We start from the raw sequence: 14,914 nt of genomic DNA, 5'->3' as shown, positions 1-14,914 counted from the left end.
AGAGCCCCCGCGCAAGGGGGATGTTGCGTATCTCCCTGAATCTAGACGGATGGATAAGGGGAGCTGCGTCGGTCTATTCGGTCGCGAGTGTGGGGTTCATATGGTTACAATTTCCCTTCAAACAATCGCCTCAAGGGTTAGTCGAAGGTTAACTCTTGGTAGTGGTCAAGGCCGCAACAACCAAGGGGAGGGGCGAATAGCCGCGCCCGACCGGGATTCGGGGTATTTCGACATCGGAAATGCTTGTTTTGAGCGATTCTGCCGGGGGCAGGCGTTCCGCCTCCGCAGCGTCCAGATCGACCACGAGGCCGACTGTCGCATGCTCCACGAAGTCGCAGTGGCGGATCCCCAGCCCCCGGACCTCGATTAGACCGGCCAGTCTTGGCGCGGGACGGACCTCAATTTCATGGCCGACTGTCGCCAGATGGACACGGTCGTCCCCGACCAGAACGGCGCTTTCGACCACGCCGGCGCGCCCCGCCATGATCAAATCGAAAGCAAGCCGCGACTTGCCTGAGCCAGACGGCCCGCGGATCAGCACGGCCAGAGTCCCGACCTTGACCGCGGAGGCGTGAATGCTGGGGCCGCCGTCGTCGCTCATAGCGCCGGCAGCCTCACCACGAAGCGCGCGCCGGCAACCGTCGGCGCGCCGTCCTCGTCCAGCGGGCCCGCACGGTTCTCGGCCCAGATGCGCCCGCCATGGGCATCGACGATCTGCTTGGAGATCGACAGGCCGAGGCCGGAGTTCTGGCCGAAGCCTTGATGCGGACGGTCGGTGTAGAAGCGCTCGAAGATGCGTTCCAGCGCGTCGTCGCGGATGCCGGGGCCGTCGTCGTCGACCACGATCTCGATCTCGGAGCGGACGCGGCGGCAGGTGAGGCGTACCTTGCTGCCGGCTTCCGAGAAGGATTGCGCGTTGGAAAGCAGGTTAGAGACCACCTGCCCGAGCCGCGAATCATGGCCGGTCACGGCGAAGGCGTCGGTTGGACTGCGGCCCTCGAAGCGGATCTCGACCGCGACGTCATGGCCGAGCTTGGTCTCGTTGGCGACGGACACGAGCGTCGTCAGCAGGCGGCGCAGGTCGACCGGGACCGCATCCTGGCGCTGCAATTCGGCGTCGAGGCGGCTGGCGTCGGAGATGTCCGAAATCAGCCGGTCCAGCCGCTTGACGTCGTGCTCGATCACCTCGAGCAGGCGGGCGCGGCTGTTCTCGTTGCGCGCCAGCGGCAGCGTCTCGACCGCGGAGCGCAGCGAGGTCAGCGGATTCTTCAGTTCGTGCGCGACATCGGCGGCGAACATTTCGATGGCTTCGATCCGGCTGTAGAGCGCGCTGGTCATGTCGCGTAGCGCGCCGGAGAGATGGCCGATCTCGTCGCGGCGGCGGGTGAAGTCGGGAATCTCGATGCGGGCCTTGATGCGGCGGCGAACGCTCTCGGCGCTGTCGGCAAGCCGGCGCACCGGTCCGGCGATCGTGCTGGCGAGCAGCAGCGACAGCATGATCATGACCGCGGCGGCAACACCGCCGACCTTCAGGATTGCGAGGCGCTCGGCGGTGACCATCTGGTCGATGTCGTCGCCCTGGGTGGACAGCATCAACGCGCCGTGGATGGCGCGTGAGCGTAGCACCGGGACCGCGACCGAGACAATCACCTCGCCGCGCGCATTGACCCGCACCATCGAGCGCTTCTGGCCCTGGAGTGCGTCACTCACTTCCGCATAGCCGTTGCCGTTCTCGGGCCCGAGCTCGCGATAGAGCGGCAGGTCGCCGCGGTTCAGCCAGGTGCGTACCGCGACCATGCCGCGCTCGACGAAGCCGGGCTTGTCGGCCGGCGGCGGCAGGTTGAGGCGCAGCACGTTTTCGAGATTGCGGCTGTCGAGCAGCAGGCTGCCGTTCGGGTCGTAGATGCGGGCTCGGGTCTTGGTCGGAGAGATCAGCGTGCGCAGCACCGGCGCAACGCGTTCCGGATTGATCGGAAAGTCCAGCGGCGAATACTCGTCCGGTCCGCCATAGGTCTCGCCCGGCTTGAGGTCGAGCAGCCGGTCGGGATCGATGGTGATGGTGTTGGTCTGGACCGTTGCGGACGCCGCGATCGCGCCGGCGATGATCTCGGCCTGCACCAGCAGGCTCTGCGCGCGCGCGTCGATCAGGCCGGCGCGGAACTGCGAGAGGTAAAGGATGCTCGCGACCAGCGCGACGAGCCCGGCGAGGTTGAGCGAGACGATCCGGCGGGTCAGGCTCGAGAAGGACAGTGCGAAGAAGAACTGCCCGGCGCGCTTCAGCCAGTTCAGCGGCTGCCAGCCCCGTGCGGCCGGCCTGTCCTCGGCGACGTGGTCCAGACCGCCGTCGGATGCGACATCCCCGGCGCTCTGGTTCTCGTCAGGCTGCGTTCGGTCAAGCAATGCTTACGCCCGCGTTAGGACTTCTCGTGTGAAGGATCCCCGCATCCTAGAGCATGATCCGGAAAAGTGTGCAGCGGTTTTCCGAAAAGATCCTGCTCAAACTATCGAGCCATCCCGGTCCCGATGGAATCAGAACCGGCGATACTCTTGGTCTGTTTTGAAGGCGCGTGGCGCCTCAAGCTTCCTTGAAGCGGTAGCCGACGCCGTACAGCGTCTCGATCATCTCGAACTCGTTGTCGACCACCTTGAACTTCTTGCGCAGCCGCTTGATGTGGCTGTCGATGGTGCGGTCGTCGACATAAACCTGGTCGTCGTAGGCGGCGTCCATCAGCGCGTTGCGGCTCTTCACCACGCCGGGCCGGGTCGCAAGCGCCTGGAGGATGAGGAATTCGGTGACGGTCAGCGTCACCGGCTCGTTCTTCCAGGTGCAGGTATGACGTTCCGGATCCATCCGCAACAGGCCGCGGTCGAGCGCCTTGGCGTCGTTCTCCTTCGGCGTGACGGTCGGGTCCTTCGGCGCCGAGCGGCGCAGTACGGCCTTGACCCGCTCGACCAGCAGGCGCTGCGAGAACGGTTTGCGGATGAAGTCGTCGGCGCCCATCTTGAGGCCGAACAGCTCGTCGATCTCTTCGTCCTTGGAGGTCAGGAAGATCACCGGCAGGTCGGACTTCTGCCGCAGACGACGCAGCGTCTCCATGCCGTCCATGCGCGGCATCTTGATGTCGAGGATGGCGAGATCGGGTTGAGTGGTACGGAAACCGTCAAGCGCGGAGGCGCCGTCCGTGTAGGTCATGATGCGGTAGCCTTCGGCCTCCAGCGCGATCGAGACGGATGTGAGAATGTTGCGGTCGTCGTCGACCAAAGCGATTGTGGGCATGAGCCTCTGCTTTCTGCTTTCCGTTTGGGTCGTGGCTTAAACGGCGAGCAATCCACTGATGCGCCGCATACATGGGTGCCGAATTTGGCGTTCGAACCTTGTCACCGAGCAATGCAAGCTGGGCTGAAGTGTGACCAAGTTCCACGAAACACGGCAGATTCGCCGCATGTCGACCCATAACCCGGCCCTCGTTTACCCGAAAAAAGGCCCTCCTTGCAACCACCCGAGCCGAGAAAGCCCATGCAACCGACCCCCGATTTCGACCCCGGAAAGCTCGCCAGATCGCTGCTCAGGCGGTCGCGCCAAGGTGCGCTGGCAACGCTGATGGCGGGCTCCGGCGATCCCTATTGTTCCCTGGTCAATCTGGCCAGCCACCCGGACGGCTCCCCGATCCTGCTGATCTCGGGACTTGCGGTCCACACCAGGAACATCCTCGCGGACAGCCGGGTCTCGTTGATGCTGGACGAGCGTGTGGCCGGCGATCCCCTGGAAGGCGCCCGGATCATGCTGTCCGGCCAGGCCGAACAGGCCGCATCCGACAAGGAACTCCTCAAGCGGCGGTATCTCAATGCCCATCCTTCGGCTGAAGCCTTTGTATCGTTTAAGGATTTCTCCTTCTTCCGGATCCGGCCCACGGGCACCCATCTGGTCGCCGGCTTTGGCCGGATCGTCGACCTCAGGCCGGAGCAGTTCCTAACCGACCTCGCCGGCGCTGAGGACCTGCTGGCGGCGGAGAAGGGGGCCGTCGAGCACATGAACGCCGACCACCGCGACGCCATGAGCCTCTACGCCACCAAACTCCTCGGCGCGGCCGAGGGCGACTGGCGCTGCACCGGCTGCGACCCCGAGGGCCTCGATATGCAGGCTGGCCAGACCGCGCTGCGGCTCGATTTCCCGGAGCGCGTGACCAACGGCACGGCGCTCCGAAAAATGCTGGTCCGCCTCGCTGGCGAAGCGCGCGCGAAGCTGGACTCGAGCGCAACAAATTGAACGCCCTTGCCGATCGCTGCGACCCAAGACCTCGAGGCGCGCAGCGAGAGGATTCATGACACGCCGTCGTCTGATGCTGGTTGCGGGTCTGGCGCTCGCGATCACGGTATCGCTGGCCACGCCCGGCCTCGCCCAGAAGGGTGATCTCTCCGCGCAAAGCGCGCGGATCAGCGCGCTGAGAAGCGCCGGCAAATATTCGGACGCGCTGCCGCTGGCGCAGGCCATGGTGGCGTCTCTCGAGAAGACCACCAACAATCGCGACCTCGCAGGCGCTCTCAATAACCTAGCGCAAATCCATGCCGACCAGGGCCACGACGATCTGGCCGAGCCGATCTACAAGCGCGCCATCGCGCTGATGGAAAAGGGGACGGGTCTCGACAGCGTCGAGATCGCACCGGTCCTGAACAACCTTGCTGCACTCTATCAGCGGCAGAGCCGGCTTTCCGAGGCTGAGCCGCTGTTCAAGCGCGCGCTCGCCGTTCGCGAGAAGGCGCTGTCGCGCGAGCATCCCGATGTCGGCCAGTCGCTCAACAATCTCGGCACGCTCCATGTGAAGCAGCAGCACTACACGGCCGCGGAGCCCCTGTTTCAACGGGCGCTGGCGATCTACCAGAAGGCCGGTGGCCCCGAGCATCCGGCCGTCGCGACCCTCCTGAACAATCTCGGTCAGCTCTATCGCGATCTCAACCGCGACGCGGAGGCCGAAGTACCGATCAGGCGCTCGCTCGCGATCCGCGAAAAGGTGCTGGGGATGGATCACCCCGACGTCGCGCGATCCCTCAACAATCTCGCCGGCCTCTACGAGCACCAGCGGCGCTATGCCGACGCCGAGCCGCTCTATCGCCGTGCGCTGGCTATCCGCGAGCGGGCGCTCGGGCCCGATCACCCTGATGTCGTGACCTCGACCAGCAACCTTGCTTATTTCCTCTACGTGTCTGGTCGAAATGCGGACGCGTTGCCTCTCGCAGAAAAAACCCTTCGCAGCGACCGCGCGCAGCTGCGCGTCGTACTGCCGGTCCTGTTCGCTGCGCGGCAGCAACATCTGCTGGCCGACGACAAGGCGTTCGACGAGGCGCTCGCCGCGATCCAGCGCGGCACGCAATCGTCTGCCGCATCCGCCGTGAACAAGCTCGCCGTGCGACTCGCTGCCGGCAGCGACCGGCTTGCCGAGCTGGTGCGCCGGGATCAGGATCTCGCGGCCGAGTCCGAGGCGCTCGACAAGGCGATCATCGTCGCGGTGTCGAAGCAACCGGCCCAGCGCGATGTCGCGGCCGAGGCGCGCAGCCGCGCGCGGATCGCGACGATTGCGAACGAGCGCGCAAGCTTGCAGAAGACGTTCCTCGTCGAGTTCCCGGACTACGCCTCGCTTTCCAATCCGCTGCCGCTGGCCGTGAAGGACATCCAGCCGCTGCTGTCGGCCGATGAGGCGATGGTGCTGTTCTCCGTGGTCGACAAGCAGAGCCATGTCATCGCGATCACGCGCGAGGGTGTCGAGTGGAAGGAGATTCCGCTCGGCGCGGACGCGCTGGCGCAGAAGGTCACGGCGTTCCGCCGCGGACTCGATGTCGGCAAGGCGCGCGATGCATCCGGCAAATCCGGATTGTTTGATCTTGCGCTTGCCAACGAACTTTATGTCGCGCTGCTCGGTCCGGTCGAGGCTCTGACAAAAGGCAAGCGCAACCTTCTGGTGGTGCCGTCGGCCGCGCTGACCGCCTTGCCGTTTCACCTGCTCGTCACGGAAAAGCCGCAGGCTGCGATTCCGGATACGCTCGATGGCTATCGCAGCGCCGCCTGGCTGCTGCGGCGTCAGGCCGTGTCGGTGCTGCCGTCGGTGACCAGCCTGAGATCGCTGCGTGCCTTTGCGCGGAGAGACCAGGGCGTGAAGCCGATGACCGGCTTCGGCGATCCCGTGTTCAATCCCGCGCTGGAAGGGCCGGCCGATCGTCGCGCAGCGAATGGAAAGGTTGCCGCGCGCAGCATCGTGACATCAGCCTATACCGACTTTTGGCGCGGTGCCGGCGTCGATCGCGCGCGGTTGGCGCAGGCGCTGCCGCAATTGCCGGATACGGCGGATGAGTTGAACGCGGTGGCCAAGGATGTCGGCGCGGCCGCAGCCGACATCCATCTCGGCCGCGATGCCAGCGAGACGACGCTGAAGCGTGCAGCGCTTGCTCAATACAGCATCATCTACTTCGCCACCCACGGCCTCGTCGCTGGCGACATCAAGGGATTGGGTGAGCCTTCGCTTGCGCTCTCCATTCCTGAACAACCCACGGAGCTGGATGATGGCCTGCTCACGGCGAGTGAAGTCGCCCAGCTCAAGCTCAACGCGGATTGGGTTGTACTGTCGGCCTGCAACACCATTGCCGGCGACAGGCCGGGCGCTGAAGCCCTGTCGGGACTGGCGCGCTCGTTCTTCTACGCCGGCGCCCGCGCGCTGCTGGTCTCGCACTGGGCCGTGGATTCGGAAGCTGCCACACGCTTGACCACCTCGACTTTCGAGCTGCTCAAAAACGAACCAGAAATCGGTCGTGCTGAGGCCCTGCGCCGCGCGATGTTGGCGTATGTTGACGACGCCTCGTCGCCGCGCAACGCTTACCCCGCGATGTGGGGACCGTTCGCACTGATCGGTGAAGGCGAGGTACGATAGCCCGGTCCAGGATTGTGCGTCGCAGCAACTTCAGGAAACGCCAAAACACGCATTTGGTTGCGCGATCATTCGTGATTTTTTTGATGCGGATGCTCAGGGCTGACATGCGCGACGTTTGGCGCGGTCCTTGAATAAACCAAATCCTAAGGGATCGGCTTGGCAACGTCAGCGTTCACCGATATTAGGTCGTCCAACCGAGGCCGGTCGGCCTGTAATTCACGGTGACCGCGATGGCGCCAAAGTCAGGTCGCGCTATGTGTCGCGGGTTCTAGGAGGATTTTTCGTGCAAGAGACGGGCGTGCGCAACGGTGCCTTCGGCGCCGACAAATTCGGCTTAAAGAATCTCAAGCAGGTTCACTGGAACCTCGGCGCACCGCAACTCTATCAGTACTCGCTCGCCGCGGGCGAGGCGGTGCTGTCCGCTGACGGCGCGCTCTGCGCCGACACCGGTGAGTTCACCGGCCGCAGCCCCAAGGACAAGTTCACGGTGCGTGACGCCACCACCGACAAGAAGATGTGGTGGGCCGGCAACCAGTCGATCACCGCCGAGCAGTTCGAGACGCTCTACCAGGATTTCCTCAAGCACGCCGAAGGCAAGAAGCTGTTCGCGCAGGATCTCTATGGCGGCGCCGATCCGGCTTACCGGATCAAGACCCGCGTCTTCACCGAACTCGCCTGGCACTCGCTGTTCATCCGCACGCTGCTGATCCGCCCCGAGGCGATCGAGCTGTCGACCTTCACGCCCGAGCTCACCATCATCGACATGCCGAGCTTCCGCGCCGATCCGAAGCGCCATGGCTGCAAGTCGGAGAACGTCGTCGCGATCGACTTCGCCCGCAAGATCGTGCTGATCGGCGGCTCCTATTATGCCGGCGAGATGAAGAAGTCGGTCTTCACCACGCTGAACTACTATCTGCCCGAGCGCGGCGTGATGCCGATGCACTGCTCGGCCAATGTCGGCGCCAAGGGCGACGCCGCGATCTTCTTCGGGCTGTCAGGCACCGGCAAGACCACGCTGTCGGCCGATCCCAACCGCACCCTGATCGGCGACGACGAGCATGGCTGGGGCCCGAATGGCGTGTTCAACTTCGAGGGCGGCTGCTACGCCAAGTGCATCAAGCTCTCGCAGGAAGCCGAGCCGCAGATCTATGCGGCGTCGACGCGCTTCGGCGCGGTGCTCGAGAACTGCGTGCTCGACGAGGACACCCGCGTGGTCGACTTCGACGACGGATCCAAGACCGAGAACACGCGTTCGGCCTATCCGCTCGAGTTCATTCCGAACGCCTCGCGTACCGGTCGCGCGCCGCAGCCGAAGAACGTGGTGATGCTCGCCGCCGACGCCTTCGGCGTGCTGCCGCCGATCGCAAAGCTCTCGCCGGCGCAGGCGATGTATCACTTCCTGTCCGGCTACACCGCCAAGGTCGCGGGCACCGAGCGCGGCTTGGGCGCCGAGCCGCAGCCGGAATTCTCGACCTGCTTCGGCTCGCCCTTCCTCCCGCTCGATCCGTCCGTCTACGGCAACATGCTGCGCGACCTCATTGCCCAGCACAATGTCGATTGCTGGCTGGTCAACACGGGGTGGACCGGCGGCAAATACGGCACCGGCTCGCGCATGCCGATCAAGGTGACGCGCGCGCTGCTCACCGCCGCACTGGACGGCTCGCTTCGCAACGTCGAATTCCGCACCGATAAATATTTCGGCTTCGCCGTCCCGACCGCGCTGCCGGGCGTGCCCAGCGAGATCCTCAACCCGGTCAACACCTGGAAGGACAAGGACGAGTTCGACAAGACCGCCCGCGCGCTGGTCGGCATGTTCCAGAAGAACTTTGCCAAGTTCGAAGCCCATGTCGACGCCGAAGTGCGTGCGGCCGCGCCGGACGTGAAGCTCGCGGCGGAGTAGGTTTTCGCTCAGTCTTCAATTCAAAGGGCGGCCGCAGGGCCGCCCTTTTGTTTCGTGAGAGCTCTCTCCACGCGTCTTTGCGAGCGCAGCGAAGCAATCCAGGATCCCTCCGTGGAGGCAGACTGGATTGCTTCGTCGCAAGGGCTCCTCGCAATGACGAGTTTGTGGAGGCACCTACGCCTTGAAATACGCGATCTGTGTCGTGGTCGCGAGCAGCCGCCCGTTCGGCGACCACAGCTCGGCGTTCTGGTCGGCGTAGCTCTTGTGCATGATCTTCGAGTCGGCGGTCGCGAGCACGCGGGTGATGTCCTCGGCCGCAAGCTCTTCGCTGTCGGTGTGGAAATACGTCGTCAGCGACACCGTTCCGAACGGCACCAGTTCGCGCCGCGCGTGGAAGATACGGCCGAAGAAGGCGTCCGACATCGACATCAGCGACAGCATGTCGAGCTTGCGCGGAGTGCGGTCGCTTATCCAGATCTTCGAATAGGTGCTGGCAAGTTCGGCCTGCGGCGGGCCGATCCGCATCTCGCCCTCGACGAAGCGGAATTCATACTGGTTGGCCCAGGACGCCGAGATCTTCGGAAACGGTAGCGTCTGTTCGAACGGTTTTGCTTCAGGATATTGCGCCACCCTGTGCTCCCACGACGGTCGGCGCTCGGCAAACACGGCGGTGGCGAGCGTCGCGACATCGCCGCCGCCCTGCGACAGTTCGACGCTCCAGTGCTGGCTGGAGCGGTTGGCCTTCACCAGCCGTATGTCGAGATCGAACGGGCCCTTGGCGATCGGCGCGCAGTAATTGACGGTGAGGGCGAGTGGTTCGCCGGCGCGTTGCGGATGTTCGATCAGCGCGCGCAGGATCGTCGCGGCTGTGATGCCGCCGAACGGGCCGACAAAGGCCCAGTAATCGTCGCTGGTGTGCCCCTGCCAGCTAGAATCACCGGCTGTGATGCGGGTCGCGTCGTCGAACGGATGCGGGAGCTTGGCGTGCATTGTTGGTCCTCGATGCCGGCCCCTCCGTCATTGCGAGCGCAGCGAAGCAATCCAGACGACCACCGTGGAAAGATTCTGGATTGCTTCGCTTCGCTCGCAATGACGGGTGTCGGAGATGACGAGGATCATATCATCATCCTCTCCGCGAGATGCAATAACCTCGCAGGTAAGCCGATTTCATCTTGCGGAAAATCAGCCCGCGACGTCGCGGAGGTTCGGCAGCAGCGGCGTGGTCGGGTTCACCGGCACGGTCCAGATTTCCTCGGCGTACTCGCGGATGGTGCGGTCGGAGGAGAACCAGGCCATGCGCGCGACGTTGAGGATGGAAGCGCGCGTCCAGGCCGGCGCCACCTGCCAGCGCGCATCGACGCTGCGTTGCGCTTCGTAGTAGGAGTCGAAGTCGGCGCTGACCATGTAGTGATCGAGATAGCGCAGCGCATGCGCGATGGATTCGAAGCGGCCGGGATCGCCGGACGAGAATTCGCCGGCACCGATCGCATTGATGGCGCGCTGCAGCTTCGGCGATTTGCGGATCACGTCGGAGGCATCCAGCCCCTGCTTGCGACGGATCATCACGTCGCCGGCCTCCATGCCGAAGATCGCGATGTTCTCAGCGCCGACATGATCGCGGATCTCGATATTGGCGCCGTCGAGCGTGCCGATGGTGAGGGCGCCGTTCAGTGACAGCTTCATGTTGCCGGTGCCGGAGGCTTCCATGCCGGCGGTCGAGATCTGCTCGGACAGGTCGGCGGCGGGAATGATCACTTCCGCGAGGCTGACATTGTAATCGGGCAGGAAGACGACCTTGAGCTTGCCGCCGATCGCAGGGTCGTTGTTGACGACCTCAGCGACGTCGTTGATCAGCTTGATGATCAGCTTGGCGTAGCGATAGCTCGCCGCCGCCTTGCCTGCGAAGATCTTGACCCGCGGCACCCAATTGCCGTCGGGATCGTCCTTGATCGCCTGGTACAGCGCGACCGTCTCGATGATGTTGAGCAGCTGGCGCTTGTATTCGTGGATGCGCTTGATCTGCACGTCGAACAGCGCGCTCGGGTCGACCTTGATGCCGAGCCGTTCGCCGATCAGGCGCGCGAGCGCCATCTTGTTGTGAAGCTTGACGCTGCGGAACTTCTTCTGGAATTCGACGTCGCTGGCGCGCGCCTCGATCAGGCTGAGCTGGGTCGGATCGTCGAGCACGGCATCGCCGCAGGTTTCGCGCAACAGGTCGGTCAGCTTCGGGTTTGCCAGCATGAGCCAGCGGCGGAAGGTGATGCCGTTGGTCTTGTTGGTGATGCGACCGGGATAGAGATGGTTGAGGTCGTGGAACACGGTCTCGCGCATTAGGTCGGAATGCATCGCCGAGACGCCGTTGATGCGGTGCGAGCCGACGAAGGCGAGCTGGCCCATGCGCACGCGGCGGCCGCTCTTCTCGTCAATCAGCGAAACCGACGCGCGGAAATCGATATCGCCGGGGGCGCGCGCTTCGGCAAGCGCGAGATGCTGCACATTGATGCGGTAGATGATCTCCAGATGCCGCGGCAGCAGCCGCTCGAACAGCTCGACCGGCCAGGTCTCGAGCGCCTCGGGCAGCAGCGTATGGTTGGTGTAGGAGAGGGTGGCGACCGTGATTTTCCAGGCCTCGTCCCAGCGGAAATTGTGCAGGTCGACGAGGATGCGCATCAACTCGGTGACGGCAAGGCTCGGATGGGTGTCGTTGAGCTGCACCGCGACCTTGGACGACAGGCTGCGCAGCTGGCCGTCGGACGACAGATGCCGCTTGATGAGGTCCTGCAGCGAAGCAGAGACGAAGAAATATTCCTGGCGCAGGCGCAGCTCGCGGCCGGCGGGGCTCTCGTCGTTCGGATAGAGGAATTTACAGATCGCTTCGGCGCGCGACTGCTCGGCGCTGGCGCTGACATAGTCGCCCTTGTTGAAGGCATCGAGCTTCAACGGATCGGGCGAGCGCGCCGACCACAGGCGGAGCGCATTGACGTGCTGACCGCGCCAGCCGACGATCGGCGTGTCATAGGCGATCGCCTGCACCGTCTCGCCCGGGTGCCAGATCGCGCGGTCACGCCCCTTGTCGTCGACATGCTCGACGCCGCCGCCGAAATTGATGTCGTAGATGACCTCCGGCCGCTGCAATTCCCAGGGATTGCCGAAGCCGAGCCATTCATCCGGATATTCCTGCTGCCAGCCCTGATTGATGATCTGGCGGAACAGGCCGTAATCGTAGCGGATGCCGTAGCCGATCGCCGGGATCGACAGCGTGGCCATGCTTTCCATGAAGCAGGCGGCGAGCCGCCCCAAGCCGCCATTGCCGAGCGCGGCATCCGGCTCGCATTTGCGGAGCTCAGGCAGCGAGACGCCGAGATCGCCGAGCGCGACCTCGAAGATCTTGAGCAGCCCCATGTTGTTCAGCGCGTCGGTGAATAGACGGCCGATCAGGAATTCGAGCGAGAGATAATAGACGCGCTTGCGCCCGGCGTCGTAGCTGTGCTTCTCGGCTGTGAGCCAGCGGTGCACGATGCGGTCGCGCAGCGCGAGCGCAGCGGCCTGGTACCAGTCGTGCTTGGTCGCCATGCCGGCGTCCTTGCCGATCGCAAGGCGCAGTTTCGCCAGGATCGTGCCCTTGATCTCAGCCAGCGCGAGTTCGTCGATGGGCTGGCCGGGAGCTGGGAAATTTGGCTGGAACGATTGATCTTGCAAGGGCATCACTTCCTGGTCGCGAGAACACTACTAACCCTACGCGTATTGCCCCCGCACCGAAACCATCGCTGGTGCGGCCGTGCACTGCGCTGGCGTAAAATTATGCAAGGAATGGGCCGATTTGGAAACCCGGAAGCGTACGGTGTGAGGCAGATTTGCTACGTCGGGGCCAGCTCGCGTCAGCAGTGATTATCCACGAGCGGGTGTGAAATCCCTCGGCGTGGTCAAAGAGCAAGCCGCTATCTAACCACGCCGGACGTGAATCCCGCCTTGCGGCGCGGCGGCTTGATTTCCTTTTTCAGGAAGCAGCGCGCTTCACGTCCGGTGTAGCCGGGACGGGCATAGGTGAAGGCGCGGCATTTGTTGTCGGCGGTGCAGGCGGCCTTGCAGGCCTCTTCGCCTGCACCGTCCTTGATCTCGAAATTGCGCAAGTCACCGCCGGGGCGGTCGATCGAGGTCTCCACGCCTTCGACCCGCGGCTCGATCACGCCGGCGCCACGGACACCGGAGATGCAGCAATTGCCGGGGACGCGCGGCGGCACCGTATTCTTCAGCCAGCAAACAGCAGCGGCGCCGTCGATGTCGGGATAGCTGAAGCTCCACGAGCGGCAGCGACGATCGCGCTCGCATTGCAGCGCGCAATCCTCCGGGTCACCTGAGGTGACCGGCGTACTGAAATAGTCGCCGCCGGGCCGGTCGAACGCCGTCTGGGCGCGTGCAAGCTCGCTCGCGAACATGAGCGACAGCAGCATGGCGCAGGCCACGACGCATGCCGAGACCTTGGCCAAAACCTTTGCCATAACGGCCTCAGGCAGGCGGCCCTTCCCCATCGGAACAGCTTTCGAGTTATTGACGGCGCTCAGGTTTTTTCAGCGGTCATTTGATCGCCGCAAACCTGTATGGGCGATGAACGGCCGAAGCCCCGGTCGTCCGCCTATGGTCTAGGACTTCGCCTGTGGTCTAGAATGCGTATTCCGCGTAGGCCGGTTCCACCGAGCCGTTCCAGGGCCCTTTGAACTTCTCCAGCATCTCCTCGGCCGGAGTCCGGCCGGAATCGATGATTCGGTCGAGCGGCTCCAGATGCCGGGTTTCGTCGCGGCCGAGCTGGTCGATCCGGCCGCGCCGGCGCAGGCCGGCATGGGCCAGGACGAGGCATTCCTTGGCGATCTCGAACAGATAACGGTCCTTGATCCGCGCCTTGAAGCCGAAGCGCGGCACGTCGTCGCGCAAGGCTTGGCGCTCGGGCGCGGTCCAGTGCTTCACCAGGTCCCAGGCGGCATCAAGCGACACATCGTCATAAAGAAGTCCGGCCCAGAACGCCGACAGCGCCGGCAGCCGACCCCACGGGCCGCCATCGGAGCCGCGCATTTCGAGATAGCGCTTGAGCCGGACCTCGGGGAAGATCGTCGAAAGATGGTTGGCCCAGTCCGACAGTGTCGGACGCTCGCCGGGCAGATTGTTGTTGCGGCCGTCGAAGAAGGCGCGGAACGAGGAACCCGACACGTCGATGTAATCCTCCTCGCGCTTGACGAAATACATGGGCACGTCGAGCGCGTAGTCCACATAGCGCTCGAAGCCCATGCCGTCCTCGAACGCCCACGGCATCATGCCGGCGCGCGCATTGTCGGTATCGCGCCAGATCTCGGAGCGGAAGGAGAGGAAGCCATTCGGCTTGCCCTCGGTGAACGGCGAATTGGCGAACAAGGCGGTCGCGACCGGCTGAAGCGCGAGCGAGACGCGCAGCTTCTTGACCATGTCGGCTTCGGAGGAGAAGTCGAGATTGGTTTGCACCGTGCAGGTCCGGTACATCATGTCGAGGCCATATTGGCCGACCTTCGGCATGTAGTTGGTCATGATCTTGTAGCGGCCCTTCGGCATCACCGGGATGTCGGCGCGCGACCAGGACGGCGTCATGCCGAGGCCGAGGAAGCCGATGCCGAGCGGGGTTGCGATCTCGCGCACCTGCGCCAGGTGCGCCATCAACTCGCTCTGGGTCTGGTGCACGTTCTCGACCGGCGCGCCGGAGAGCTCGAACTGTCCGCCGGGCTCAAGCGAGATCGCCCCGCCCCCGGTGACGTCGTAGAGGCCGATGATGTTGCCCTTCTCCATGATCGGCTCCCAGCCGAGCAGGAGCTTCATGCCTTCGAGCAGTGCGCCGATGCCGCGCGGGCCTTCGTAAGGCACCGGACGGTGGCCTTCGAGCGTGAATGGCGTCTTCTCGTGCTCGGTGCCCATTCGCCACTCGGACGGTGGCTTGCAGCCGGCCTCGAACCACGCGACGAGCTCGTCACGCGATTGCAGCGGCGTCATGTCGATCTGGTCTCGCGCCATATCAAACTCTAATCAAAAAGGCGCTTCGATCGAAGGCGCGCGGGTGACAGGGATGGTCCGCGAACCC

9 protein-coding genes and 1 pseudogene are annotated in these 14,914 nt (G+C 64.2%); 3 read left to right on the top strand and 7 right to left on the bottom strand.

Translation table 11 applies throughout. From position 1 onward, the window contains the following. Positions 1-130: 130 nt before the first annotated feature. The 3 genes and pseudogenes from ACQ86E_RS11270 to ACQ86E_RS11260 all read right to left on the bottom strand — a co-directional run bounded on the left by ACQ86E_RS11270 (position 131) and on the right by ACQ86E_RS11260 (position 3,277). Positions 131-601, bottom strand: a pseudogene (locus ACQ86E_RS11270) (HPr kinase/phosphorylase). Continuing rightward, positions 598-2,400: a stimulus-sensing domain-containing protein gene (locus ACQ86E_RS11265; protein ID WP_431205448.1), complete on the bottom strand. Its 1,803-nt coding sequence runs from the start codon at positions 2,398-2,400 to the stop codon at positions 598-600. The pseudogene ACQ86E_RS11270 and the gene ACQ86E_RS11265 overlap by 4 nt, the downstream one beginning before the upstream one ends. Before the next feature lie 175 nt (positions 2,401-2,575). After that, positions 2,576-3,277, bottom strand: a complete 702-nt coding sequence (locus tag ACQ86E_RS11260) for a response regulator transcription factor (protein ID WP_007597749.1) — start codon at positions 3,275-3,277, stop codon at positions 2,576-2,578. Between the two features lie 240 nt (positions 3,278-3,517). Here ACQ86E_RS11260 and ACQ86E_RS11255 point away from each other — a divergent pair, with 240 nt between their 5' ends. The 3 genes from ACQ86E_RS11255 to ACQ86E_RS11245 all read left to right on the top strand — a co-directional run bounded on the left by ACQ86E_RS11255 (position 3,518) and on the right by ACQ86E_RS11245 (position 8,817). Next, complete coding sequence (locus tag ACQ86E_RS11255; RefSeq protein ID WP_431205447.1) at positions 3,518-4,267, top strand: HugZ family protein; 750 nt, start codon at positions 3,518-3,520, stop codon at positions 4,265-4,267. A 55-nt stretch (positions 4,268-4,322) separates the two neighbouring features. Next, a complete protein-coding gene (locus ACQ86E_RS11250; RefSeq protein WP_431205446.1) occupies positions 4,323-6,917 on the top strand; it encodes a CHAT domain-containing protein in 2,595 nt (864 codons plus the stop codon). Positions 6,918-7,200: 283 nt separating this feature from the next. Further along, on the top strand, positions 7,201-8,817 hold the full coding sequence (locus tag ACQ86E_RS11245; protein WP_431205445.1) for a phosphoenolpyruvate carboxykinase: 1,617 nt from the start codon (positions 7,201-7,203) through the stop codon (positions 8,815-8,817). A 174-nt stretch (positions 8,818-8,991) separates the two neighbouring features. On the opposite strand, the gene ACQ86E_RS11240 is transcribed toward ACQ86E_RS11245, so the two are convergent. The 4 genes from ACQ86E_RS11240 to ACQ86E_RS11225 all read right to left on the bottom strand — a co-directional run bounded on the left by ACQ86E_RS11240 (position 8,992) and on the right by ACQ86E_RS11225 (position 14,847). Continuing rightward, entirely contained in the window at positions 8,992-9,807 is an 816-nt protein-coding gene (locus ACQ86E_RS11240) for an acyl-CoA thioesterase (protein ID WP_431205444.1), read from the bottom strand. A gap of 192 nt (positions 9,808-9,999) precedes the next feature. Continuing rightward, positions 10,000-12,516 (bottom strand): glycogen/starch/alpha-glucan phosphorylase, encoded by a 2,517-nt coding sequence (locus ACQ86E_RS11235; RefSeq protein WP_431205443.1) that lies wholly within the window; start codon positions 12,514-12,516, stop codon positions 10,000-10,002. A gap of 239 nt (positions 12,517-12,755) precedes the next feature. Then, a complete protein-coding gene (locus tag ACQ86E_RS11230; protein WP_431205442.1) occupies positions 12,756-13,346 on the bottom strand; it encodes a PAN domain-containing protein in 591 nt (196 codons plus the stop codon). A 130-nt stretch (positions 13,347-13,476) separates the two neighbouring features. Further along, entirely contained in the window at positions 13,477-14,847 is a 1,371-nt protein-coding gene (locus ACQ86E_RS11225) for a glutamate--cysteine ligase (protein ID WP_431205441.1), read from the bottom strand. Positions 14,848-14,914 lie beyond the last annotated feature (67 nt).

Origin of the sequence: Bradyrhizobium betae (assembly GCF_050632175.1) — a bacterium.
In the GTDB taxonomy this organism is placed as follows: domain Bacteria; phylum Pseudomonadota; class Alphaproteobacteria; order Rhizobiales; family Xanthobacteraceae; genus Bradyrhizobium; species Bradyrhizobium betae_B.
Note: the sequence above shows the minus strand (reverse complement) of the source record. Positions and strands in the feature narration are given on the sequence as shown.